This window comes from Streptomyces yerevanensis, from assembly GCF_000716805.1.
Taxonomy (GTDB): Bacteria; Actinomycetota; Actinomycetes; order Streptomycetales; family Streptomycetaceae; genus Streptomyces; species Streptomyces flaveus.
The window spans coordinates 301,538-325,908 of sequence record NZ_JNWJ01000002.1 but is presented as its reverse complement, the minus strand read 5'-3'; the positions used below and the strand labels follow the sequence as shown (position 1 = coordinate 325,908).

20 protein-coding genes are annotated in these 24,371 nt (G+C 70.6%); 3 read left to right on the top strand and 17 right to left on the bottom strand.

Annotated elements, in window-relative coordinates; all coding sequences use genetic code 11:
• The first annotated feature begins 109 nt into the window (after nucleotides 1–109).
• Nucleotides 110–1,000, top strand: a complete 891-nt coding sequence (locus OP79_RS03415; protein ID WP_033318345.1) for an oxygenase MpaB family protein — start codon at nucleotides 110–112, stop codon at nucleotides 998–1,000.
• Between the two features lie 346 nt (nucleotides 1,001–1,346).
• On the opposite strand, the gene paaZ is transcribed toward OP79_RS03415, so the two are convergent.
• Nucleotides 1,347–2,939 carry a phenylacetic acid degradation bifunctional protein PaaZ gene (paaZ, locus tag OP79_RS03410; RefSeq protein WP_051744374.1) on the bottom strand — a complete coding sequence of 531 codons (1,593 nt, stop codon included), beginning with the start codon at nucleotides 2,937–2,939 and terminating at the stop codon, nucleotides 1,347–1,349.
• Nucleotides 2,940–2,978: 39 nt separating this feature from the next.
• Entirely contained in the window at nucleotides 2,979–3,503 is a 525-nt protein-coding gene (locus OP79_RS03405) for a gamma carbonic anhydrase family protein (protein ID WP_033318344.1), read from the bottom strand.
• 223 nt (nucleotides 3,504–3,726) lie between these two features.
• Here OP79_RS03405 and OP79_RS03400 point away from each other — a divergent pair, with 223 nt between their 5' ends.
• Complete coding sequence (locus OP79_RS03400; protein ID WP_078491583.1) at nucleotides 3,727–4,635, top strand: PaaX family transcriptional regulator; 909 nt, start codon at nucleotides 3,727–3,729, stop codon at nucleotides 4,633–4,635.
• A gap of 51 nt (nucleotides 4,636–4,686) precedes the next feature.
• Here the strand turns inward: OP79_RS03400 and OP79_RS03395 are convergent, their stop codons facing one another.
• The 13 genes from OP79_RS03395 to OP79_RS03335 all read right to left on the bottom strand — a co-directional run bounded on the left by OP79_RS03395 (nucleotide 4,687) and on the right by OP79_RS03335 (nucleotide 19,897).
• Entirely contained in the window at nucleotides 4,687–5,544 is an 858-nt protein-coding gene (locus OP79_RS03395; protein ID WP_033318343.1) for an amidohydrolase family protein, read from the bottom strand.
• Between the two features lie 21 nt (nucleotides 5,545–5,565).
• A complete protein-coding gene (gene fdxA / locus OP79_RS03390) occupies nucleotides 5,566–5,907 on the bottom strand; it encodes a ferredoxin (RefSeq protein WP_033318342.1) in 342 nt (113 codons plus the stop codon).
• 24 nt (nucleotides 5,908–5,931) lie between these two features.
• Nucleotides 5,932–6,948 carry an NAD(P)/FAD-dependent oxidoreductase gene (locus OP79_RS03385; RefSeq protein ID WP_033318341.1) on the bottom strand — a complete coding sequence of 339 codons (1,017 nt, stop codon included), beginning with the start codon at nucleotides 6,946–6,948 and terminating at the stop codon, nucleotides 5,932–5,934.
• Nucleotides 6,949–7,019: 71 nt separating this feature from the next.
• Nucleotides 7,020–8,618, bottom strand: a complete 1,599-nt coding sequence (locus OP79_RS03380) for a benzoate-CoA ligase family protein (protein WP_033318340.1) — start codon at nucleotides 8,616–8,618, stop codon at nucleotides 7,020–7,022.
• A gap of 10 nt (nucleotides 8,619–8,628) precedes the next feature.
• The gene (gene boxB / locus OP79_RS03375; RefSeq protein WP_033318339.1) at nucleotides 8,629–10,050 is read right to left on the bottom strand and encodes a benzoyl-CoA 2,3-epoxidase subunit BoxB; all 1,422 of its coding nucleotides are present in this window, start codon (nucleotides 10,048–10,050) and stop codon (nucleotides 8,629–8,631) included.
• A gap of 4 nt (nucleotides 10,051–10,054) precedes the next feature.
• Entirely contained in the window at nucleotides 10,055–11,785 is a 1,731-nt protein-coding gene (gene boxC, locus OP79_RS03370) for a 2,3-epoxybenzoyl-CoA dihydrolase (RefSeq protein ID WP_051744373.1), read from the bottom strand.
• Nucleotides 11,786–11,916: 131 nt separating this feature from the next.
• The gene (locus OP79_RS03365) at nucleotides 11,917–12,681 is read right to left on the bottom strand and encodes an ABC transporter ATP-binding protein (RefSeq protein ID WP_245685201.1); all 765 of its coding nucleotides are present in this window, start codon (nucleotides 12,679–12,681) and stop codon (nucleotides 11,917–11,919) included.
• Nucleotides 12,678–13,475: an ABC transporter ATP-binding protein gene (locus OP79_RS03360; protein ID WP_063741860.1), complete on the bottom strand. Its 798-nt coding sequence runs from the start codon at nucleotides 13,473–13,475 to the stop codon at nucleotides 12,678–12,680. The genes OP79_RS03365 and OP79_RS03360 overlap by 4 nt, the downstream gene beginning before the upstream one ends.
• Nucleotides 13,472–14,548, bottom strand: a complete 1,077-nt coding sequence (locus OP79_RS03355; protein ID WP_051744372.1) for a branched-chain amino acid ABC transporter permease — start codon at nucleotides 14,546–14,548, stop codon at nucleotides 13,472–13,474. The genes OP79_RS03360 and OP79_RS03355 overlap by 4 nt, the downstream gene beginning before the upstream one ends.
• Nucleotides 14,545–15,417, bottom strand: a complete 873-nt coding sequence (locus OP79_RS03350) for a branched-chain amino acid ABC transporter permease (protein ID WP_033318338.1) — start codon at nucleotides 15,415–15,417, stop codon at nucleotides 14,545–14,547. The genes OP79_RS03355 and OP79_RS03350 overlap by 4 nt, the downstream gene beginning before the upstream one ends.
• An 11-nt stretch (nucleotides 15,418–15,428) precedes the next feature.
• Nucleotides 15,429–16,628: an ABC transporter substrate-binding protein gene (locus OP79_RS03345; protein ID WP_033318337.1), complete on the bottom strand. Its 1,200-nt coding sequence runs from the start codon at nucleotides 16,626–16,628 to the stop codon at nucleotides 15,429–15,431.
• A 247-nt stretch (nucleotides 16,629–16,875) separates the two neighbouring features.
• Entirely contained in the window at nucleotides 16,876–18,339 is a 1,464-nt protein-coding gene (locus OP79_RS03340) for a benzaldehyde dehydrogenase (protein ID WP_033318336.1), read from the bottom strand.
• A 37-nt stretch (nucleotides 18,340–18,376) separates the two neighbouring features.
• On the bottom strand, nucleotides 18,377–19,897 hold the full coding sequence (locus tag OP79_RS03335) for a GMC family oxidoreductase (protein ID WP_033318442.1): 1,521 nt from the start codon (nucleotides 19,895–19,897) through the stop codon (nucleotides 18,377–18,379).
• Nucleotides 19,898–20,064: 167 nt separating this feature from the next.
• Here OP79_RS03335 and OP79_RS03330 point away from each other — a divergent pair, with 167 nt between their 5' ends.
• Entirely contained in the window at nucleotides 20,065–21,003 is a 939-nt protein-coding gene (locus OP79_RS03330; protein ID WP_078491582.1) for an AraC-like ligand-binding domain-containing protein, read from the top strand.
• Between the two features lie 112 nt (nucleotides 21,004–21,115).
• Here the strand turns inward: OP79_RS03330 and OP79_RS03325 are convergent, their stop codons facing one another.
• Both OP79_RS03325 and OP79_RS03320 read right to left on the bottom strand, forming a co-directional pair.
• The gene (locus OP79_RS03325) at nucleotides 21,116–23,488 is read right to left on the bottom strand and encodes an ABC transporter permease (protein ID WP_033318335.1); all 2,373 of its coding nucleotides are present in this window, start codon (nucleotides 23,486–23,488) and stop codon (nucleotides 21,116–21,118) included.
• Entirely contained in the window at nucleotides 23,485–24,177 is a 693-nt protein-coding gene (locus OP79_RS03320) for an ABC transporter ATP-binding protein (protein ID WP_033318334.1), read from the bottom strand. The genes OP79_RS03325 and OP79_RS03320 overlap by 4 nt, the downstream gene beginning before the upstream one ends.
• Nucleotides 24,178–24,371 lie beyond the last annotated feature (194 nt).

Genomic DNA, 24,371 nt, shown 5'->3' with positions numbered 1-24,371 from the left:
CGAGCGTCCTCTTCTCACGAGGATGGGGATGACCTGCCCCTTCAGCACCATATTCCGGTAGCAGCCACGGCGGTGCAGCCGCCTGGCTCCGAAACAGGGGGAACCGACGTTGCGCCGTGGGTACAAGTGGGTGGACCGCGAACTGGCTCGCATGGACCCGGAGACCGATTGGGAGCGGATGATCTCGCTCTATGTCAGCCACCGTGTCCCGGAGTTCGCTCTGGCGATGATGGTCTATCCGGGCACCATGCGCATGATGCAGCCGAGCATGGGGGCCGACACCCTGGCCCACACCACGAAGCTCGAGACGAGGCCTCACCGGCGTTTCCAGGACGGCAACGACTTCCTGATGGCCTGGATGGTGGATGGGTTATCCAGCGCGGCGGGCCGCAGGGCCGCCGAACGGCTGAACCGCATCCACCTGTCCGTCGCCCGCAGGACCCCGCAGCTGCCCGGCAACTTCGACCACATCGACGACTTCATCTACCCCTTGGTCCTCCTGGCCACGTTCGGCGACCGCCTGCAGACCTCGCTGGGCCTGCCCGGTATGAGCGAACACATGAAGATCGCGTGGCACCGCTGGGCGCAGGCACTCTTCCGCCTCCTGGAACGCGAGTCCGGCCCCTTGGCCGACGAGGCGTTCCCCGAGGACTGGAACGCGATGACAGAGTTCGCCTTGAAGTTCGACTCCCGGCCGTACACACAGACAGAGTCCGGCCATCGTGTGGCGACCGCGATGATGGACTTCTTTGCCGAGCACTGGTTCCCTGCACCCTTCCAGGCGTTCGGCAGGGATCTGACCCGGTACCTCGCCGGCGAGCGGGTCTGCCGACTCCACCGGATCGGCTGGATCAGCCCCCGCCGCGAGCGCGTCGTCCGCGCCTTCCTCAAGTCCGCGTTCCGCGCTCAGCGCCTTCTGCCCGACTACCGCACGCCGCTTCCCGAGCGCCTTCAGCGGACCCGGCGCACCCACGCACAGCTCAAGAAGCTTGAGCCCTAAGGAGCGCTCCCCGCACCTGGAAGCGCCGGGGAATAGCCCGGGGCGGCCAGGACGCGGCGTCCCGCCACTCTTCTTCGCCCGGCATGTACAGGCGCACGGGCGCTCGCTCCGGTGGTTGCTCCCCTCGTGCGTGAGCGAGCCCGAAGTCGAGTCGGCCAGCAGCACCGTCCCGTCGGGCATCGGCACCCGCAGGTCCCGCTGGACGACGACATCTCTGCTGAGCGGGCGCTGAAGGCGCAGCAACCGCTGGACGAGACGGCGGCCCCGTCCGGCCCGCTTCGCCATCGGCAGCCGGCCGGCGACTTCGGGCGTTCCCGGAGCGCGCTCGTCGAGATCGGCCGTGGTGTTACTCGTCGGCCTGTGGCTCAGTGGTCGTGACCGGGTGGGGCCCGGTGAGTGTCGAGAGGATGGCGGGCGGTCCCTGGACGGCGGTGCGCTGCATGTGGTGCAGCACGCTGCGGATGCCGCCGAGTTCCTCGCCGCCGCCCGCCCGGCCGGGGCCGCCGTGCACGGTGTGCGGGAGCGGCGAGCCGTGACCGGTGGACTCCCCGGCGTCGGTGCGGTCGAGGAGCAGCAGGCGACCGTGCCAGGGGGCGGCCCCGAGCACGGTCTCGCGGGCGAAGCCGGGGTCGTGGGTGACGACCGAGCCGACGAGGCTGCCCTCGCCGCGCGCTGCCAGCGCGACCGCATGGGCGGCGGTCCCGTCGTACGGCAGAAGGGTGCTGACAGGGCCGAACGCCTCGACCTCGTGCGGCTCGGCCCGGTCGGGGTCGTCGCAGCGCAGAAGCAGCGGCGGGAGGAAGGCGCCGCGTTCCCGGTCACCGTCCAGGACCTCGAACCGGTCGGGGTCGCCGTGGACGAGGCGGGCCGCCGCCGTGAGCGCCTTGAGCGCGCGCAGCACCTCCTCCCGCTGCCCGAGGCCTGCCAGAGGGCCCATGGTGACCGTGGGATCGACGGGGTTGCCGACACGCAGGTCGGCCAGCTCGGCGCAGACCGCTTCCTGTACGGCGTCGATGAGTCCGGCGGGCACCAGAGCGCGGCGGATCGCGGTGCACTTCTGCCCGGCCTTGACGGTCATCTCGGTGACCAGGGTCTGCGTGAACAGGTCGAACTCGGGGGTGCCGGGCCCGGCGTCCGGGCCGAGAACCGCGCAGTTCAGGGAGTCGGCCTCGGCGTTGAAGCGGACGGCACGGCCTGCGACGGCCGGGTGGCTGCGCAGGGTTCGGGCGGTCGCGGCGGACCCGGTGACGCTGAGCACGTCCTGTCCCGTGAGCGCGTCGAGGATGCCGTCCGGCGGGGCGCAGATCAGCTGGACGGCGCCTTCGGGGAGGATGCCGGACTCGATGATGCGGCGGAACACCAGCTCCGTCAGATAGGCCGTCTGGCCCGCGGGTTTCACCACGGACGGCAGGCCCGCCAGCAGAGCCGGCGCGAGCTTCTCCAGCATGCCCCACACGGGGAAGTTGAACGCGTTGATCTGCACGGCCGCACCCTGCCGCGGCACATGGACGTGACGTACGGCGAAGGTGCCCTGCCTGCCGACCGGTTCCATGTCGCCGTCGGGCAGGACATGCCCGTCGGGCAGCTCTTTGGTGCCCTTGCTGCCGTAGACGAAGAGCACCGCGATGCCGCCGTCGACATCGAGCGCGGAGTCGCGGCGGGTCGCTCCGGTGCGGGTGGACAGTGCGTGGAACTCGTCCGTGTGCGCGGCCAGGTGCTTGCCCAACGACTTGAGCAGACCGGCGCGCTGGTGGAAGGTCAGCTCGCGCAGGGCGGGGCCGCCCACCTCCCGCGCGTGGCGCAGCACGGCCGCGGTGTCGACGGCTCGCTCCGAGAGCCGGGCCACCTCGGCGCCGGTCGCCGCGTCCAGCAGGGGACGCCCCTCGTCGGGTGCCTCGTACCAGTCACCGGCGAGGTAGCTGTGCAGTTTCGCGGCCACGGCGGGTCCACCTTTCGTGCTCTCAGGGGTCGATGACTCTCAACGGTCGATGCGCCGGAGATCACGCCGATAGCGCGCGCCGGCGTCCCGGTAGGTGCGTACGGCGTACTCCACCCAGGAGGGATCGACCGGTGTCCCGCGCAGCCGTACCGGGACGCCGAGCGCCATGGTCTTGGGCGGGACCTCGAAGTCCTCGGGGACCAGTGCGGCGGCGCCGACCACCGCGCCCTCACGCACAGTGGCCCGGTTCAGGACGATGGAACCGGACCCGATCAGGCAGTGGCGCTCCACGGTGCAGCCTTCCAGGTGGGCGTTGTGGCCGACCACGCACTCGGGTCCGATGACGGTCGGCCACTGCTCGGTGGTGTGCAGCACGGTTCCGTCCTGGATGCTGGTGCGGGCGCCGATCTCGATACGACCGCCGTGGTCTCCGCGCAGGACCGCCCCGGGCCAGACACTGGCCTCCGCGCCGATCGACACGCACCCGATCACGACGGCATCCGGGTGGACGAAGGCGCTGGGATCGATGTCCGGCTCGTCGGATCCGAGGGCGTAGACCGGCATGGCTGCCACCTCGCTCGTTCTGGTCGGCGGCCCGCCGACGCGACTGACACTCTACTGATAATTTCCGTAACGACAAGATATTGTGTAAGAAGGAGCGGGCTTCCCTGAGGAGAAGTTTGGCTCCGGGCACTCGTACCGGAGCGCCCTGGATACGCTGATGACGTCGATGTCACGCGACGGCGTGATACATCGGATCGGCGATCAACAAGGGAAGTGAAGGACGATGGTGGATCGTGCGTCGCGCGGACCGGGCCGGAGGGAGCGCGCCGACCGGGCCGCAGCGGGGAGCGCACGGCCGGTGGTCAGCCGACGCCGGGAGGTCGGTGACGTCAGCGCGCGGTCGCTGCTGATGACCATGCTCGGCGAGTACGTACTGCCCAAGGGCACGCCAGTGTGGACCTCCGCGCTTGTGGACGCGCTGGCGATGTTCGGTGTCGAGGAGAAGTCGGCCCGCCAGTCGCTCGCCCGGACCGCGGCAGAGGGCTGGCTGGCCTCCGAGCGGATGGGACGCCGCGTCCGCTGGGCGCTCACCCCACCGGGGCGGCGGCTGCTGACCGAAGGCGCGCAGCGCATCTACGACTTCGGCAGCGGGGAGCACACCTGGGACGGCACCTGGCTGGTGGTCCTCGTCTCAGTGCCGGAGGCCAAGCGGGACCTGCGGCACCGGGTGCGCACCCGGCTCACCTGGACCGGCTTCGGCTCCCCGGAGCCCGGGGTGTGGATCACGCCCCACGCCGACCGTGAGGCGGAGGCGCTGGGCGCCCTGAAGGAACTCGGGCTCGCCGACGACGCGATGTCCTTCACCGCCACGTACGGCGCTGTGGGAAGTGAGGCGGCCATGGTGGCCCGAGCCTGGGACCTCAGCGAGGTGGAGGACCGCTACGAGGCGTTCATCGACGAGTTCACCGGGCTGCGCCCCGCTGACGGTGACGCCGTCCTGCATGCGCAGACCATGCTGGTGCACGAGTGGCGCCGCTTCCCCTTCCTCGATCCGCGGCTTCCGTCGAAGCTGCTGCCCGCCAACTGGAGCGGCGCCAAGGCGGCCGAGCTCTTCCACAGCAGGCACGCCGAGTGGAATCCGGTGGCGCTGCGGCGCTGGGAGGAGCTGGCCGAGGGGCACGGCGAGAGGTGAGATCGCGCGGGCGCACCGTACCGAACCGCTCGGCTTACCGCTGACCCATCGTCATACTCCGAGGCCCGGGAAGACCTTCGCCGCGTTGCCGGACAACACGGCACGCACGGTGTCGCCGGGCAGGCCCAGCGCACGCAGCGCGGCGATGTTGCGGGAGGCGCCGGGCACCCCCGGCCAGTCGGTGCCGAAGATGCACCGGGTGGCGAGCCTCGCCAGGCCGAACCGGGCGTAGTACTCGGGCAGTTTGCGCGGTGGCAGTCCGGCGAGGTCCAGCCAGACGTTGGGCCTGGCCAGGGCGAGGAACGCCGCGGTGTCGTACCACCAGCCCCGCCCGCCGTGGGCGAACACGAACTGCACGTCCGGGAAGTCCTCCACGGCGTCCAGCAGGAGCTGCGGATCACCGTACCGGGCACGGGCACCCGGGAAGCTGGAGGTGCCCGAGTGCACGACGACCGGAACGCCGCGCTCGGCGCAGAGCGCGTACAGCGGGTAGAACTCCTTGTCGGCCGGGTCGAATCCGCCGTGCACGGGGTGCAGTTTAAGCGCGATCGCGCCCAGGTCCAGCTGGCGTTCGGCCTCTGCCACCAGCGGGTGGTGCAGGTGCGGATTGACGTTCGCCACCAGGCGGAAGCGGACCGGGTTGTACGCGACGATCGGCAGTAGGTCCTCGATCGGCTGGATCCCGGTGGCGCGCGGGCTGTACTCGCAGAACAGCAGCGCACGGTCCACGCCTTCGGACTCCAGCAGGGCGTCCAGCCGCTCGGGAACGGGGTCGCCCCGCTCGTCGTAGGCGTCGCGCCACGGGTGGTCGCCGGAGAACGTGTCCGCCCACTCGAACCAGGCCGGTTTGAGTGTGGACAGCCTCGGGGCGTGGACGTGCGCGTCGACCACGGTCTCGCCGTCGATCACGGCGCCTCCCTCACAGAGTGTTCAGCCGCGCGGGTCGTACCCGGCGACGAGTTCGGTGTCCGCACCGACCGGGCCGTGGCCGGCGGCGCCGCCCGGCAGGCCGATCGGCTCGTCGCGGCCCGGCAGGGATTCGGTGAAGAACCGCTTGTTGTCGGCGACGAAGTCCTTCAGCTCCGGCGGCACCCGGCGGTCCTGGGAGATCGCCTCGACCGGGCATACGGGCTCACAGTTGCCACAGTCGATGCATTCCATCGGGTTGATGTAGAGCTTTCGGTCGCCTTCGTAGATGCAGTCGACGGGGCACTCCTCCATACAGGAGCGGTCCATGATGTCGATGCACGCCTCGGCTATGACATAGGGCATGGGCTGTCTCGGTCCTCTTCGGTGCTACGCGACGGCGGGGGCCGCCGCGGATACGTCGGTGGAGTGGCCGGGGAACACCGGCTGCTCGGGGTCGATGTGGTGCGCGGCGTTGTTGACGGCGGTCGCGGCCTCCCCGAAGCCGACCGCGATCAGCCGCACCTTGCCGGGGTAGTCGTTGATGTCCCCGGCCGCGTAGACCCCCGGGAGAGAGGTCCGCATGGCCGAATCGACCGGGATGTGGCGCCGGTGGGCGATGTCGATGCCCCAGCCGAGCAGCGGGCCGAGGTTGGCGGTGAAGCCGAGGGCGGCGATGATCCCCCGGCAGGACAGGCGGTACGTCTGCCCGTCGCGCCGGGTGATCTCCACAGCCTCGATGTCCCCTCTGTCACCGATGACCTTCGTCAGCTCGGCTCCGGTGAGGATCTCCACGCCCGCGGCCCGTACGGCGGCCACGGTGGCCGGGTGCGCGCGGAAGGTGTCGCGGCGGTGGACCAGGGTCACGGAGGCGGCCAGCGGGTGCAGGGTGAGTGCCCAGTCGAAGGCGCTGTCACCGCCCCCGACGATCACCACGTCCCGGCCCGCGTAGTCGTCCGGCCTGCGCACGAAGTACGCCAGTCCGGCGCCCTCGTACGCGGCGGCGGCCGGCAGCGGGCGGGGCGTGAAGGTGCCGATGCCGCCGGTGATGAGCACGGCCCTGGCCTGCACCCGCGCCCCTTGGTGCGTGGTCACGACGAAGGCGCCCTCCGTAGTCCGCTCCATCGTCTCGGCCCGGTGGCCGAGCAGATGGCACGGGTCGTACGGTGCGGCCTGCTCCAGAAGCCGGTCCACGAGCTCACGTCCCCGCACCGCCGGGAATCCGGCGATGTCGAAGATCTGCTTCTCCGGGTACATGGCGTTGATCTGGCCACCGGGCTCGGGCAGCGAGTCCAGCACGGTCACCGACAGACCGCGGAAGCCGGCGTAGTAGGCGGCGAACAGGCCCGTGGGGCCGGCTCCCACGATGAGCAGATCCGTGCTGTGATCCGCGGGGCACGGGGACATGCACGTCCTCCTTGGTGCAGGGGGAAGAGAGTGGCTTGCCGAGTGGCGGGGAGCGAGTAGCAGGGAGGACGTCAGCTTGATGTCGTCGGCGATGAGGGCGCTTCCGCCCAGGAGCCGTCGCGGACCATGGCGCGCAGCACGTTGCGGCGGATTTTGCCGGTGGGCGTACGGGGCAATTCGGGCAGCCCGATCACCCCGCGCGGGCGTTTGAAGGCGGCCAGGCCCTCCCGGCACCAGGCGACGAGGGCGTCCGGGTCGACCTCACGCCCGGGCCTGGGCACCACGCAGGCGACCGGTTTGTCCAGGCCGTCCGCGTCCGGTACGCCGACCACTGCGACCTCGGCCACGTCCGGATGGGCGAGGAGGCGCTCCTCGACCTCGGCGGGCGCGACCCAGATGCCGCCCGCCTTGAGCAGGTCGTTCGTGCGGCCCATGCACGTATAGGTGCCGTCGGCGTTGCGGATGTAGGTGTCGCCGGTGCGCACCCAGTCGCCGAGGAAGACCTGACGGGTGGTCTCGGCCCGGCACCAGTAGCCGATGGCCGCGGACTCACCGCGGACGTGGAGCTCGCCCGGTGTGCCGTCGCCCTCCACCACCCGGCCCTCGACGTCGCGCAGCTCCACCTTGTACCCGGGAACGGGTTCCCCGGAGGAGCCCGGGTGGACCCGGCCCGAACGGTTGGAGATGAAGATGTGCAGCATCTCGGTCGACCCGATGCCGTCGAGTACCTCCACACCGAACTGTTCCAGCATCCCCTCGTACATCCGCGCGGGCAGCGCTTCTCCGGCCGAGACCCCGATCCGTACCGTCGCGAAGGCGTCGTCCGGGATGTCGGCGCTCGCGAGCAGCGGCCCGAAGAAGCTGGGGGTGCCGAACAGGACCGTGGCCCGGTCGCCGGCCGCCCGCTTCGCGAACAGCGCGGGAGACGGCCTGGAAGGTTCCAGCAGCGCCGTTCCGCCCGCCGCCAGCGGGAAGAACAGCGAGTTGCCGATGCCGTACGCGAAGAAGAGTTTCGCGACCGACAGGCAGCGGTCCTCCGGGCTGATGCCCAGCACTCGCTGCCCGTAGTTCTCCGATACGAACTTGATGTCGATGTGGCGGTGCATGGCCGCCTTGGGCGTGCCCGTGGTGCCCGACGTGTACAGCCACAGGGCGGGCGAGTCCGGCCAGGTCGGATACGGTCCGTCGTCCCTGCCGGTGCCGGCGTCCAGCAGCTGCTGCCACGTGCGGCCCTGGACGTGGCCGGGCAGTCCTGTGCTGTCTTCTCCGGTCAGGACGGTGTGCTCGACCTCCGGCGCCTGCTGGAGCGCCGCGCGTACGACCGGCGCGAACTCGGCGGAGCCCAGCACCACCCGGCAGCGCGCGTCGGCCACCAGCTTGCCCAGTTCCGGACCGGTGAGCATGGTCGAGGCGGGGACGGCCACCGCGCCGATGTGGAAGGCGGCGAGGATGCCGGTGAAGAGCTCGATGTCGTCCACCATGCACAGCAGGACGCGCTCTTCCGGGCGTACGCCGAGGGCGCGCAGCCCGGCCGCCACGCGGCGGACCTCCGCCGACAGCTGCTCGTAGGTCAGCGTGCGTGTGGGAGTGACGAGCGCCGTGCGGGCGCCGTTGCCCTCCCGCACGTGCCGGTCGACCAGGTAGTCCGCCGTGTTGAACGCCTCAGGCATCCGGCTCACCTCACACCAGTCGGACGTACTCGTAGTCGAACGGTTGGCCGTTGATGCCGTTGACCGGCGGCGCGACCCAGCTCGCGATCTTGCCGCGTTCGTACACAGGCTGCATCAGCGACCGTACGAACGCCAGGTCCTCGGCGGTGGGCAGCCAGTGGTGGCGGCTCGCCTCCCAGGTCTGCTCGTCGACGATCGTGCCGTCGGGGGTGACGTGGTGGCCGGCGGCGAGGCCGACGTTCCGGTTGAAGCCAGGGTGCGGCAGCTTCAGCCGGAAGCTGATCCCGTGCTCCTCGAGGATCCGGTTCCAGCGCTTGAGGCCGTTCTCGCAGTCGGAGATGTACTCGTCGCGCAGGTCCAGGTTGAGGGCGAGCAGCGCGGGGACCTCGTCCTGCGACCAGGTGCCGTCCGCCTGCGGCTTGTCCAGGAAGGCGCTGTGGTCGGTGAGCCGGTGGTCGTCCTTGCGGCGCTCCTCCTGCCAGCGGCCCTTGAGCCCGGCGGTGTAGTAGTTCGCCGCGTTGGTGGAGGTCTCGCTGCCGAAGAGGTCCAGGGAGACCGTGTAGTGGAAGTTGATGTACTTCTGGATGATGTCCAGTGGGATGCCGCCGCAGGCGGCGATGTCCAACGTGTCGTGTTCGCGGACCAGTTGGGCGCTGCGGGTCACCACGCGGTCGACGCCGGTGGTGCCCACCATCATGTGGTGCGCCTCCTCCTTCAGCATGAAGGTGCAGGTCCGCGACAGCGGGTCGAAGGCGCTCTCCTTGAGCGAGCCGAGCTGGTACTTGCCGTCCCGGTCGGTGAAGTACGTGAACATGAAGAAGGCCAGCCAGTCGGCGGTCTCCTCGTTGAACGCGCCCAGGATGCGCGGCGAGTCGGGGCTGCCGGAGTTGCGGTGGAGCAGCGCCTCGGCCTCCTCGCGGCCCTCCCGGCCGAAGTAGGCGTGCAGCAGGTAGACCATCGCCCACAGGTGCCGGCCCTCCTCCACATTGACCTGGAAAAGGTTGCGCAGGTCGTACAGGCTCGGGGCGGTCAGGCCGAGGAGGCGCTGCTGCTCGACGGAGGCCGGCTCGGTGTCGCCCTGGATGACGATCAGCCGTTGCAGGTCGGCGCGGTACTCGCCGGGCACCTGCTGCCAGACCGGCTGTCCCTTGTGCTCGCCGAAGGCGACGCGGCGGTCGGGGTCGCGCTCGGCGAGGAAGATGCCCCAGCGGTAGTCGGGCACGTTGACGTGGTCGAAGTGGGCCCAGCCGTCGCGGCCGACCGACACGGCGGTGCGCAGGTAGACGCCTCGGTTCTCCAGCTCCGGGCCCATTTCGCCCCACCAGTTGAGGAACTTGGGCTGCCAGCCCTCCAGCGCCCGCTGCAGACGGCGGTCGTCGGCGAGAGCGACGTTGTTGGGGATCTTGGAGTCGTAGTCGATCTTCGTGGGCATCGGGTCACACTCGCTTCCGGTCGTAGACCGCTTTCTGGCCGGTGCCGTAGCGGCGCAGCGCGCCTTCGGGGCCGGCGGCGTTGGGGCGTATGAAGATCCAGTTCTGCCAGGCGGTGAGCCGTCCGAAGATCTTGGTCTCGATGGTCTCCGGGCCGACGAACCGGTGGTTGGCCTCCATGCCGGTCAGGGCGTCCGGGCTCAGCGCCGCCCGGCTCTCCAGGACGATGCGGATCTCGTCCTCCCAGTCGATGTCGTCGGGCGCGTCGGTGACGAGGCCGAGTTCGCGGGCCTGGGCGGGGCTCAGCGGCTGCCCGGCCTCGCGGCGCAGCCACTCGACGTGGCCGTCGTCCTGGTAGAAGCGGGACTGGAGGCGGGACAGGCCGTTGCCCATGGGGAAGGTCCCGAAGTTCGCCTCGGAGACGGTGAGTTGGGCGCGCTCGTCGCTGTCCGGGTCCTCGATGGGCGGGCCGTCCAGCATGTACTGCAGATCGCAGGCCAGGGCCAGCTCCAGCAGCATCCCGGCGAAGCAGCTGCCCGGCTCGATGAGCGCGATGAGGCTGCGGCTGGTGACGTCGAGCCGCTTCAGGGTGCGCTTGTAGTAGTGCACGATCTCGTTGCTGAGCCAGTCGCCCTCGGCGGCGGCGCCCAACACCGCCTGCTCATGGGCCAGTACGAGCGCGGAATCGCCCTCCGTGCGGAGCACCCAGGTGCCCAGCTCGGTCTCGTTCGCCCGCAGCCGCAGGATCAGGTCGTCGAGCTCGCGGGTGACGACCAGCAGCCACCCGTCGGCTCCCTCGTCGTGGATCGCGGCGGCGTCGGCGGGGGCGTCCTCGACGGGGCCCCGTACGGTGATGCGGACCAGGCCGAGCGGACGGTCGTACTCGGCGCGCACGTACTGGTACGTGATGCCGTCCTCGGTGACGTCCCGCTCCAGCGGTGTCAGTTCGACACCCTCGGCGTCCGTCGGCCGGGTGCTGTGCTCGGCCGCTTCCACGGCGCGCTGTTCGACGACCGTACGGAAGTCCCGGCGCGGGACGACCTCGTCGACAAGCCGCCAGTCCACGGCCGTCTTGCCTCGTACGCCATCGCTGCGGGTGGCGAAGAGATCGGCCAGATCCTTGCGTACGCGGCGCTTGTCGGTGACCCGGGTCAGCCCGCCGGTCCCGGGCAGCACGCCCAGGAGCGGGACCTCGGGCAGGGCCACCGACGAGGAGTTGTCGTCGATCAGCAGGATCTTGTCGCAGGCCAGGGCGAGTTCGTAACCGCCGCCCGCGCAGGAGCCGTTGACCGCTGCGATGAAGGTCAGCCCGGAGTGCTCCGAGGCGTCCTCCATGCTGTTGCGGGTCTCGTTGGTGAACTTGCAGAAGTTCACCTTCCAGTGGTGCGGGGACGCCGCGAGCATCCGGATGTTCGCCCCGGCGCAGAAGACTTTCTCCTTCGCGCTGGTCACCACCACCGACCGCACCTCGGGGTGCTCGAACCGCAGCCGCTGGAGGGCGTCGTACAGCTCGATGTCCACGCCGAGGTCGTAGGAGTTGAGCTTCAGCTCGTAGCCCGGGACCAGGCCGCCCTGCTCGTCGACGTCCATCTCCAGCCAGGCGACCGGCCCGTCGATGCGCAGCTTCCAGTGCCGGTACCTGTCCGGGCTCCGGTCGAAGGTCACCACCACCGTGCCTGTGGACTCCGGCGCTCCGTTCGCGGCATCGACCACGTCCGGCTTGCTTGCCACCACCATGACGAGCGCCTCCTCGCGCTAGCGCAGGTACCGATAGGGGAATCTTCTACAGAAGTACCGCAGTGCGTCAAGGTTCTGTAGAACATTGGATTGGGCGGGTTCCCCGTTCCGGCCCGGCAGGGTCAGCTGGGTCAGCCCACACCGAGGAGGCTGTGGGCCCGGGCCCGGTCCCGGCGGAAGTCCGCGGTGGAACTCCTGTGCACGATGCAGCCCTTCTGCATCACCGCCACCTCGTCGGCGAGACGGAACGCCAGGTGCAGGTCCTGTTCGACCAGCACGGCCGCGATGCCCTCGCCGCGCAGGCCCTCCAGCAACTCGGCGATCAGGTCGATGACCGCCGGCGCGAGGCCGTCCGACGGCTCGTCCAGGAGCAGCAGCCGCGGGTTCCGCAGCAACGCCCGGCCGATGGCCAGCATCTGCTGCTCTCCGCCGGAGAGTTGATCGCCCCGGTTGGCGCGCCGCTCGGCGAGGCGGGGCATCAGCTCGTAGACGCGCTCGGGGGTCCAGGGGCCGCCTCCGCCCCTGGACCCCCTGGACGCTCGGACCGCGATGCGCAGGTTCTCCTCGACCGTGAGGGGCGCGAACACGCGGCGGCCCTGGGGCACGATCGCGACGCCGCTGCGGGCAACGGTGTGCGCGGCCGCTCCGGCGAGTTCGCGTCCGTCCACGCGGATGCTGCCGGAGTACGGCTTGAGCATGCCCATCACCGTGTGGACGAACGTGGACTTGCCGACGCCGTTGCGGCCGAGCAGCGCCACCACCGCACCGGCGGGGACGGTGAAGTCGACGCCGTCGAGCACGGTGGTACCCGCGTAGCCGGCGCGCAGGTCGCGCACGCTGAGGAGGTCGGTGCCGGTCGTCCCGGCCGCCGCAGTCATCCCTGTCGCTTCGGTCATCGCGGTCCTCCGGAATCGGCGAACAGGTCCTCGGCCCTGGCGGAACCGAGATACGCCCGCTGTACGGCCTCGTCGGCCCGGATCGCCTCAGGAGGCCCGGAGGCGAGGACCTTGCCCAGGTGCAGCACGGTGACCCGGTCGGCGAGGCGGAACACCACATCCAGGTCGTGCTCGACGATGAGTACGGTCAGGTCCTCGGGCAGGCCCTCCATGAGGGCCACGAACCGCTCGGTCTCGGCGGCGGACATGCCCGCGGTCGGCTCGTCGAACATCACCAGAGCAGGTTCGGTGGCGAGCACCATCGCAACCTCGAGCTGGCGCCGTTCGCCGTGGGACAGTGCGGCCACCTTGTCCCGCGCACGTCCGCACAGTCCGACCGAGTCGAGGTGGCGGCGCGCCTCGGCGTCGGTGTGCCGGAAGCGTCGTGCCGCCTTGTCGAACCGGTGGGCCACCCGGTGGACGCGCTGGACGGCGAGCGCGACGTTGTCCAGGACGGAGCAGTCGAGGAACAGGCTGGAGTGCTGATACGTGCGCACCATGCCACGCCGGGCCCGGTCCGCCTCCGGCAGTGACGTGACGTCCTGCCCGGAGAGGAGGACCTGCCCGCCCGAAGCACGCAGGGTCCCGGCCACGGTCGCGAACAGCGTTGACTTTCCTGCCCCGTTGGGTCCGATCAGCGCGTGCCGCTCGCCGCGGGCGATCGCCAGGTCCACACCGTCGACGGCAGTGAGCGAGCCGTAGGAGCGGGTCAGCCCGCACAGTTCCAGAAGAGGGGGCGCAAGTGGTTCAGTCACGAGGTGTTCTCCTTCCGGCGGCGCGCACTGGTGAGGTTCCGCAGGCGGGCACGAGTACCGGTGAGGCCCGCCAGGCCGCGCGGCATCAGGAAGACGACCGCGATGAACACCGCGCCCAGCACCAGCGGGCCGTGGCCGCCGATCGACGCGGAGAGGTTGTCGCGTACGAGCAGCACGAGCGCCGCACCCAGACAGGGTCCCCACAGACTGCCCGCACCCCCGATGACCACGCTGAGCAGAGCCAGCGCCGCCACTTCGAACCCCATGTCACCGGGCGAGAAGAACCGGGCCTGCTGCGCCCACAGGGCACCGCCGACCCCCGCGACGGCCCCCGCCAGGCAGAAGACGCCGTAGCGGGCGAGCGCCGGGCGGTAGCCGAGCGCCCGCATCCGGGCCTCGTTGTCGCGGATGCCCCGCAGCGTCCGGCCGTAGGGGGAACGGACGACCAGCGCGATCCCCGCGAACACCAGGGCCGCCACGGCGAGCACCCACCAGTACACGAACCCCGCGGCGAGCAGTCCCGGACCGCCGAACAGGCTGATCGGGGGCATCCCGGCCAGTCCGTTGCTGCCGCCCACGGCTGACCACGTGTCGGCCACCTGGTGCACCGACTCGCCGATGGCGAGCGTCAGCATGAGGAACACGATTCCGCGGGCGCGTACGGCGACCCATCCGGTGACCGCGGCCGCCACCAGGCCCATGACCAGGCCCGCCAGCGCCTGCACCATCGCGTCCGGGGTGATGTGGACCCCGACCAGCACCGCCGTGTAGGCGCCGACACCGAAATAGGCCGCCTGTCCCAGCGAGGGCAGCCCTGTGATCCCGGTCAGCAGGTCGACGCCGATCACCAGCACCGCGAACGCCAGCATCCGGGTCATGGCCGACACCGGATAGGGGCTGAGCACCAGCGGGGCGACCGCCAGCAGCGCGACGACCGCGACGGCGACCGCGACCCGGCGGCGCCCGGGGAGGTAGGCGCCGCCGGGTCCGCTCTGCGGCGGATCGAGAACGGGCGTCGTCGTGTCCTGCGGTGCGCCTGTGTCGCCGCGCATCGCCTCCGCCTCCGCCTTCATGCGTGCACCCCTGTCCGCGCCGGGAGCAGACCCGCCGGCCGCAACAGGAGGACCAGGGCCATCGCCGCGAAGACGAGGAACGACGCGTACTCCGGTAGCAGCGCGGTTCCAAGCGCCTGCACCTGCCCGATCAGTACCGCGCCGAGCAACGCGCCGCGGACCGAGCCGAGACCGCCGATCACCACCACGACCAGCGCGAGCAGCAGCACCTTTTCGTCCAGGCCGGGCTGGGCCCCCAGGATCGGACCGGCCAGGACTCCGCCGACCGCGGCCAGCGCCGCGCCCGCGGCGAAGACACCGACCAGCACCCGGCCGGTGTTGATGCCCAGCGCCGCCACCATCGCCCGGTCGGCGACGGTGGCGCGGATGACCGAGCCCAGCGGGCTGCGCTCGACCAGGACGTACACGGCCACCGCCAGCACGATGCCGAACCCGATGACGAGCAGCCGGTAGACCGGGTACGTCTCGCCGAGCACCGTGACACCGCCGCCGACCGGCTCGGGGGCGGCGATGGAGTGCACGTCGTTGCCGAAGGCCAGCGACAGCGCTTCGGCGGCCACCAGGGCCACACCTAGCGTGAGCAGGGCCTGATCGAGGTGGTGGGTGGTGGCGCGCGTCAAGGCGGCCAGCAGTGCCCCGAGGACGGCTCCGGCCGCGGCGGCCGCCAGGACCGCCAGGACGAAGGCGGCCACGCCCGCGCCGTCCGAAACGAGCGCCACCGCCACGTAGGCGCCGACCAGGTAGACCGCGCCGTGGGCGAGGTTCAGCACGTCCATCATGCCGAACACCAGGGACAGCCCCAGCGCGATGGCGAAGAGCAGGGAGCCCATCGCCAGCCCGTTGAGGACGCTCACCAGATGGGTTGCCATGCCGGACCCGCTCAGTCCAGCTCGCCGACGACCGCGTTGACGGCCGTCCCGCCACTGGACTTGACCTCACGCAGATAGAACTGCTGCTCCGCGTTCTGGTCGGCGTCGAACTTCCAGGCGCCCCGGGGACTGTCGATGGAACCGACCTTGGCCAGTGCCTTCACCAGGGCGTCACCGCTGTCGCCGCCCGCCTCGGCCAGCGCCTTGTCGAGGACGGCGGCGGTGTCGTAGCCCTGCACGGCGTAGACCGTCGGCGGCTTCTTCGCCGCCTTCTGGTAGGCGTCCACGAACTTCTTGTTGGCCGCGCTGTCCAGTTCGGTCGAGTAGTGCAGGGACGTTTTCACGCCGACCGCGGCCGTGCCCTGCGCGGCGAGCGCCCCGCCCTCGGTGAGGAAGCCGGTGCCGTACAGCGATGTCTTCCCGGCGAGTCCGAACTGCTTGTACTGCTTGACGAAGTTGACCGCCTCGGCGCCCGCGTAGAAGGCGAAGACGGCGTCGGCGCCGGACTTGCGGATCGCCGAGAGGTAGGGCTGGAAGTCCTGCGTCTTGCCGAAGGGGGTGTACTTCTCACCCGCGACCTTGCCGCCGGCCGCCTCGAAGGTCTTGCGGAACCCCGCGACCATCTCCTTGCCCGCGGCGTAGTCGGCGGCGATGAGGTACACCTTGCCCTTGACCTCCTCGGCGACGGCCGGTCCCAGGGCGGCGGACACGTCACCGTTGCTGAAACTCGTCCGCCACACGTACTCCGACTTGCGGGCCCCGGTGATGTCGTCGGCTCCGGCGTTGGCGATCAGCAGCGGTTTCTTGGACTCGTCGAAGAAGTCGCGCAGTCCCAGTGCCGTGGCCGAGTTGACCACCCCGGCGACCGCACTGACCTGGTCCTGGGTGACGAGTTTCTGGGCGGCGGGTACGCCGGTCTGCGGGCCCTCGCCCTCGTCGGCGGTCACGAGATCGACCTTGCGCTGGCCGAGTTTGCCGTTGTGCTGGTCGAGGTAGAGCTGGAAGCCTGCGCGTAGGTCTTCGCCGATCGGCGCGTAGACCCCGGACAGCGGTACCAGGAGCCCGATCTTGACGGCGCCGCCGGATTGGTCCTCTCCGGCTTTGCTCCCGCCGGACTCGTCGAGGCTCGACCCACAGCCCGACAGCAACATGGCGCCCACGGCAAGTCCGGCGAGCGTTCTGGTCAGAGAGAAGACAGAGACAACACCCATGACAGCTCCTGAGGTGGGCCGGGGTGAGAAGGATGCCGCCAGAATCTACAACTCTTCGTCGCAACGTCAATAGTCTGTAATAGATGAGTCGAGCATCGGATCTGAATCCGGCTTCGGCACCAGCTCAAGCCCGATGCTGCTCTGGCGTCGTGAGTGTGCCGGGCGGTGAGAACCGCCCGGCACACTCACGACCGCACAGTGGTCAGACGCCGAAGTGCATACGTTCGACCAGCGGCTTCCCGGATGACTAGAAGGGGAAGGCGTGCGCCTGGTCGCGGAAGGTGACCCACTGCCACTGGGTGAATTCGTCCCAGCTGCTCTGGGAGCCGAACCGACTGCCGTTGCCGGAGGCGCCCGTACCGCCGAAGGGTGCGTACGCGTCGTTGTTCAGGGTCTGGTCGTTGATGTGGACGATGCCGGTCCGCAGCCGTCGCGCCAGATCGCGGCCACGGTCCGGGGATCCCGTCTGCACCGCGGCGACCAGCCCGTACTCGGTGTTGTTGGCGACCGCGACCGCCTCGGCCTCGTCGCGCACGACGACGACCGGCGCCACGGGTCCGAAGATCTCCTCGCGGAACGCGGGCATCGACGTGGTCACGCCGGCCAGCACGGTGGGCTGGTAGAACAGCCCGTCGTACGAGCCGCCGGCCCTGACCTCGGCCCCCGCCCCGACGGTCTCCTCCACGATCCGGTGCACGTTGTCCCGCTGCCGCTCGTTGATCAGCGGCCCGAGGGCCACCTGCCCCGTGAACGGATCGCCCACCGGAAGTCCCTGCGCCCGCTTGGCCAGCCGGTCGAGGTATTCGTCGGCGACGGATTCGAGCACGATGTGCCGGCCCGCGGTCATACAGACCTGGCCCTGGTGCAGGAACGCGCCCCAGGCTCCCGCCGAACTGGCGATCTCCAGGTCGGCGTCGTCGAGCACGATCAAGGCGTTGTTGCCGCCGAGTTCGAGCGAGACCCGCTTCAGCGTGCGCCCGGCGGTGGCGCCGACCTCACGGCCGACCGCCGTCGAGCCGGTGAAGGCGATCATGGCGACGTTCGGGTCCTCGGCCAGTGCCGCGCCGGGTCCGGCGTCCCCGGGCAGCACATGCAGCAAGCCGTCGGGCAGGCCGGCCGCCTCGAACAGTCGCGCGACCAGCGTGCCTCCTGACACCGCCGTCTGTACGTCCGGTTTCAGGACGACCGCGTTGCCCAGCGCCAGCGCCGGTGCGACGGCCCGGACGGAGAGGATGAACGGGAAGTTCCACGGACTGATCACACCGACCACGCCGAGCGGCACCCGGCGGGCGACGCTCTCCCGGCCGGGCTCACTGGACGGCAGCAGGTGTCCCCAGGGCTGGGTTGGCAGCGCCGCCGCCTCCCACAACTCCCCCAGCACCAGGTCGACTTCGAACGCCGCCTTGCCCGGCACCGCGCCGCCCTCGCGGACGAGCCAGCGCTCGAACTCCGCACGGTTGTCGGCGAGGACGGCGGCGGCCTTGCGGATCACGGCGGCGCGGGACGGGCCGGTCTGCGCGGCCCATTCGGCTTGTGCCTGGGCGGCTCGGGCGGTCGCGGCCGCCACGTCGTCGGCATCGGCCAGGCCGACCTGGGCCAGGACGGCGCCCGTCGCCGGTTCGGTGCTGTCCAGCACACCGCCGTGGGCGGTGGTCCAGCCATTGCTGTAGATCTTGCCCTGCCAGGAAACGTCATCGAGAAGTTCGGTCATCGCGGGGTTCTCCTCAGCTTCGCGTGAGCTCGGGTGGTCAGGCGCCGGGCCGGCGGATGAGGTCCGCTGCCTTCTCGCCGATCATGATCGTGGCGGCGTTGGTGTTGACGCAGACTAGCCTCGGCATGACCGAGGCGTCGGCCACCCGCAGGCCGTCCAGGCCGTGCACCCGCAGATCGGGCGCCACGACGGCCTCCGGCCCGACGCCCATCGCGCAGGTGCCGACCGGGTGGTAGTAGGTTCCGGTGCCCCGGGCGATGAACTCCCGCAGACCGGCCTCGTCCGTGACGTCGGGTCCGGGAAGCACCTCGCGGGCACGCCAGGGAGCGAACGGTTCGGAGGCGGCGATCTCGCGGGCGACCTCGATGCCGTGCAGCAGCCTGCGCACGTCGGACTCCGCGCCCAGATAGTTCGGATCGATCAGCGGCGGCGTCTGCGGATCGGGCCCCGCGATCCGGACAGAGCCGCGTGCCTCGGGCACCGTGGCGACGCCGAAGGTGAAGCTGTTCTCCGGGGCCTGAAGCGTCGGTGGGTGGAACGGCAGGTGGATGAACATCAGCTGCATGTCCGGGCCCGCGAGGGCCTGGTCGCTGCGCCACAGCATCGACACCTCGGCATGGTTGGCGAGCCCCGGCGGGATGGGCCGGCTCGCCTCGTACACGATCCCGCACAGCGGATGGTCGTGCAGGTTGCGGCCGACACCGGGCAGGTCGTGCACGACCGCGACACCCGCCTGCTCCAACTCGTCGGCCGCGCCCACACCGGAGAGAAGCAGCAGCCGGGGCGAGTCGACCGCGCCCGCGCTGACCACCACCTCCGCGTCCGCGTACGCGGTGACGATCTCGCCGCGGCGTTCGTACTCGACACCGGTGCAGCGTGTGCCGTCGAACAGCAGCCTGTGGGCACGAGACTCCGTCGCGACCGTGAGATTCGGACGGCTGTCACGGACCGGGTGCAGATAGGCCGCCGCGGTGCTCTGGCGGTGCCCCTCCGTGATCGACAGGTCGTGCCAGCCGGCACCCTCCTGCACCGCTCCGTTGAAGTCGTCCGTCAGCGGATGACCGGTCGCCGCCGCCGCGTCGAGGAAGACCTGCGACAGCGGATTCGGCTGCGCCGACGGAGCCGGACGCATCGGGCCGTCCTCACCCCGGTACTGCGGATCCCGGCCGCTGACGGTCTCCATGCGACGGAAGTAGGGCAGCACGGAGGCGTAGTCCCAGCCGTCGCAGCCCGCCTTGGCCCACGCGTCGAAGTCCGCGCCGTGCCCACGCAGGTACACCATCGCGTTGATGCTGCTCGACCCGCCGAGCGTGCGCCCCCGAGGCCAGTTGTGTACCACCCCGCCGGTACCGGGCTGGGGAACGGTGTCGTAGGAGTAGTCGACCTCCGTGCCCCACAGCGCGGGCCACGCGGGTGGCACGGCGATCTCGGGAGCGTCGTCGGAAGGACCGGATTCGAGCAGGAGAACGCGGGTGTCGTGATCTTCCGACAGCCGCGCGGCCAGAACGCAGCCGGCCGACCCGGCACCGATCACCACGTAGTCGTAACGAGCAGCCATGGCCACCACAGCCCACCACCTCTGGTTCGGCGGTCCGGCGGGCCCCGTTGCCCGCGCGGCGAAAAACCTGCTACAGATTCTTGTCAGTCACGTTGCAGAGTTGTTGACTGATCCCGCCTCGGCCTTTGTCGCGCAAGGCCAAGTCTGGTGGGAGGGCGCACACAGTGATGTCGTCGACCGCAGGGACCGAACAGTCAAGCTCTCTCCCGGCCGAACTCTGGCGAGAGCAGTTGGGCTGTGCTTTCGGCCGGCTCATCCCAGAGGCCATCGGAGCGCGGGCGGCCCATGGGCAGATGGCCGGCACTCAGCTCGGGGCGATCGCGGCCTACCGGGTGAGCGGTACGCCGCAGGTCGTGTGGCGCACCCCCAGGGCCGTACGGCAGACGCCGATCGACCTGCTCAAGATCTGCGTACAGCTGAGCGGGTACGCCACCGTGTGCCAGGACGATCGCGAGATCTCGATCGCGCCCGGGCAGATGGCGATCTACGACACCGGCAGGCCGTACCACCTGCGTCTGGAGCGGCAATGGTCGTGCGCGGTCATGGCTTTCCCCCGGGACGCGTTGAGCCTGCCCGAGCGCATGGTCGTCACGTCGATGAGCCATGCCTATCCACTCGCGGACGGACCCGGTGCGGTGCTGGCCGGCTTCGTATCGTCCGCGGTATCGCAGCGAGATTCGATTCACCGGACATCCGCCGACCGGCTCGGCGAAGCGGGGCTGCATCTGGTGGCAGCGGCATTGAGCGACGCCGCCCCCTGTGGCGACGACGGCGCAGCGGACGCATTGCGGCTGCAGATCCTGAGCTACATCAGAGCGCACCTCGCCGAACCGGATCTGACACATGCGCGGGTCGCCGCCGTGCACCACATGAGCGCGCGCACCCTGCACCGACTGTTCGAGCACGAGTCATGCACCGTCACCGACTACATCCGCTCTCGCCGCCTCGAAGCGGCGATGCGTGACCTGGCCGACCCTCTGCTCGCCCATCGCAGCATCGCGGCGATCGCCGCCCACTGGTGCTTCGTCGGCCAGGCCCACTTCACCCGCGCCTTCCACGCCAAGTACGGCGTGAACCCCTCGGCTGCCCGTCGCAACGCCGCGTAGTCGCCGGACTCCACGAGAGCCGCACCGCCCCGCCGATCCGGCCACGAAGAAGGCACGAAGAAGGGCCGTCGGCCGTGCCTCGGCCTGACGCAGCGCGGCGGGACAGAGCCGGCTACTCCGTCCGCAAAGCCGTAGCCGTACGCGTCCTGGCCGCCCAGCCCGCCGGGAGCAGCGCGCCCAGCAGCGCGATGGCGATCCCGGCCAGCCCCAGCAGGACGAGTTGCGGGGTCTCGTACACCTCGAGGACCGACGGCGGCAGATCGGTGCCCGCGGCGTGCCCCATCACGGGCAGGACGAAGCCGTGCAGCGCGAACCCGGCCGGCACACCGACGAGTCCGCCGAGTACGCCGATCCCGGCCACCGAGGCGAGTACGAGGCTCACCGTCTGCCGCGGCGACATGCCGAGCGCCTTGCACACGCCCAGGTCATGGACGCGCTCGCGGGTGTCGAGGACGACGGAGTTGAGCACGCCGAGGCCTGCCACGGAGACCAGCATGAGGGTGAGCAGTGCGGCCATCGCGTTCAGGATGAGGATCATGTTCTCCTGTTCCGAGGGGGAGTTGGTCATGACGTCGCCACCCAGTGGCTTCACCACCGCCGCGAGCTTCTGGGCATACTCGGCGGGGGAGACGCCGGGCTCGACCTCGATCTGGAAGACCTGCGGCTGGGCAGCGGCGAAGCTGGCGATGTCCGCACGTACGGACAGGCCGTCGTTCGAGCCGTCGAAGGCCTCGCCGACGATCCGCAAGGTCTGTGTGTCCTTCCCGAGGGTCACCCGCACCGTGTCGCCGATCTTGGTGCCGGTACGTTCCAGGAAGGCTGTGGGCACGACGACCTGCCCAGCGCCGGTGATCCAGTGCCCGGAGATCATCTCGTAGCTGCCGGGACGTGAATCGCCCTGGTAGAAGGTGGCCTCGACCGAGCCGGAGATCCCGGCCACGGTGACGTCGGCCTGGGACATGCCGTAGTACGAAGCGGTGCCCGGCTGTGCCTCGATGGCCGCGCGGACCTTCGCCGGGTCGGTGGACGGAGGGCTTTGGCCGACTTCCACGCGGCGTGGTCCGCCGCCCTCGTCGCCCGGTACGCCGCTGATGGCGGTGACCGCGGCGCGGTCCTCGGGATCCTGTGCCTTGCCGACTGCGTTCAGGGACGAGGTCAGTCCCACCGCGAAGGTCGCGGCGACCGTGCCGAAGGCCACGGCGAGCAGCATCGCGGTGGTACGGACCGGGTGCGCGAAGGGGCTGGCGAGGCCGTACGTCACCGACCGCGGCAGCGGCAACCGGCCCGCCGCCCGGTGCGCCCACTGGCCGCGCCCCGTGCGCGGCGCCCGCCCGACCGCGATGGCCTCCACCGTCCGCAGCCGCCCGGCCCGCAGCGCGGGGGCCAGCGCCGCGATCCCGACGACGAGCAGCGCGACGGCCGGCACCAGGACATCCACCCACCAGGCCACCGTCAGCGAGGCGCTGCCGTAGACCTGCTCGGTGTCCTCCAGCAGTGGCACGGCCAGCAGATTGCCCAATACCACCCCGAGCGCGATGCCGACGCCGGCCGGGATCAACGCCTGGGCCACATAGGCGCGTACGACCTCACGCGGTGTGAAGCCGATGGCCTTGAGGATGCCGATCCTGCGCAGGCTGGTGCCGACCGCGCCGCTGACCACACTGCCGACGATGATCACCGACATCACGATGCCCAGCACACCGAAGGCGATCAGGAACGGGATGGTCGCCGCCGCGCCCTGATCGGCGGCGCGCTTGGTGTCCAGCCAGGACTCGGTGCCCAGCAGCGCCTCGGCGGGCACGGCGGCGGCGAGCTTCTTCCGGTTCGCGGTGATCTGCTCCTTCGTCCCCGCGGAGTCGAAGCGGTAGAGCATCTGACTTGTGACCGGGCTGTCCTCCGACGCCAGTGCCCTGACCTGTTCGGGGGTCGCCCAGACGTCGGCGCTCTTGCCGGCCGACACGGCGAGGCCGACGACCGTCAACGTCGGGCTGTCCACAGCGTCCGAAGTCTGCATGGTGAAGCCGGGCTTGATGTCGGGTCCGGCGAACGAAGCGGACACCACGACCTCGCCCGGCTTCGCCGCCCACCGGCCGGACTTCAGGTCCAGGTCGTCCACGTCGCCGTGCGGATCGGACCGCCCGACCAGGGTCAGCGCCGGAAAGTGCCCGCCACCTGGGCCTGTCGGGTGGATGGTCGTCGACGGGAACGGCCCCGCGCTCGCCGTGACGCCGTCGAGTTGCCCGGTGTCCTTCAGCTGTGCCGTGCTCGCCTTGGCCGGATCGAACTGCGCGGTGATATGCGCACCGTGCTGCTTGGCGAAGGCGTGGTCGAACGGGGCATTCGTGGCGACCATGAGCGATCCGGCGACCACGGCCGAGGCCACGGCCATCATCACGGCCACGGCGATCACCACGGTCTGCACCCGGCGCCGCCCCACCCCGGAGCGTACGACCCGGCCGAGCGCGCCGGTGCCGAATCGGCTCATCGGACGGCCTCCGCGTGCCTGCCGAGGGCGAGGTGACCGTCGACCAGATGAATCGTGCGGCTCGCGCACGCCTCCGCCAGCGCCAGGTCGTGCGTGACCAGCACGATGGTCTGCCCGCTGCGGTGCAGGTCCACCAGCAGTTCCCGTACGTCCTGGCCCGAGGCGGTGTCGAGCGCGCCGGTCGGCTCGTCGGCGAGCAGCAGCGCGGGCCGGTTGACCAGTGCCCGGGCGACCGCGACCCGCTGGCGTTCGCCGCCGGACAGCCGGCCGGGATAGGCGCGGGCGTGCTTCTGGATGCCCAGCACCTCCATGAGTTCACCGGCGCGGGCCGCCGCCTTGCGCCGCGCGGTGCCGGTCAGTTGGGCGGGGAGCTGGATGTTGTCGGCGACGGTGAGGTCGTCGAGCAGGTTGAAGAACTGGAAGACCATGCCGATCCGCTCGCGGCGGAACCGGGCCAGTGCGTGCTCGCTCAGCTGGTCGATCCGCCGCCCGGCCACGGTCACGGCGCCTTCGGTCGGCTTGTCCAGGCCGGCGACGAGGTTCAGCAGCGTGGACTTGCCGCTGCCGGATGGGCCCGTCACGGCAAGGGCCTCACCCTGGGCGACGCTGAGGTCGAGCGGTCCGAGCGCGGGCGTGTCGGCGCTGTCGTAGCGCTTGGCCACGCCGTCCAGTTGGATCACCTGAGTCATGGGAGTCGACCGTCCTTCGGTTCGCTTCGGTTCGAGAAGGCCCGTTGCCGGGCCCAGCGAACGTAGGAGCGTGCGCCGTGGTGGCGCGTCGGCCGCGGCACCGACATCCGGCCCTCCCCGCGGAGGACCCGGCCGCGGGCTCATCCCTGCGAAGTACGCCTGCGGGACGGCGTTTTGACCGTGCAGGCGGACGC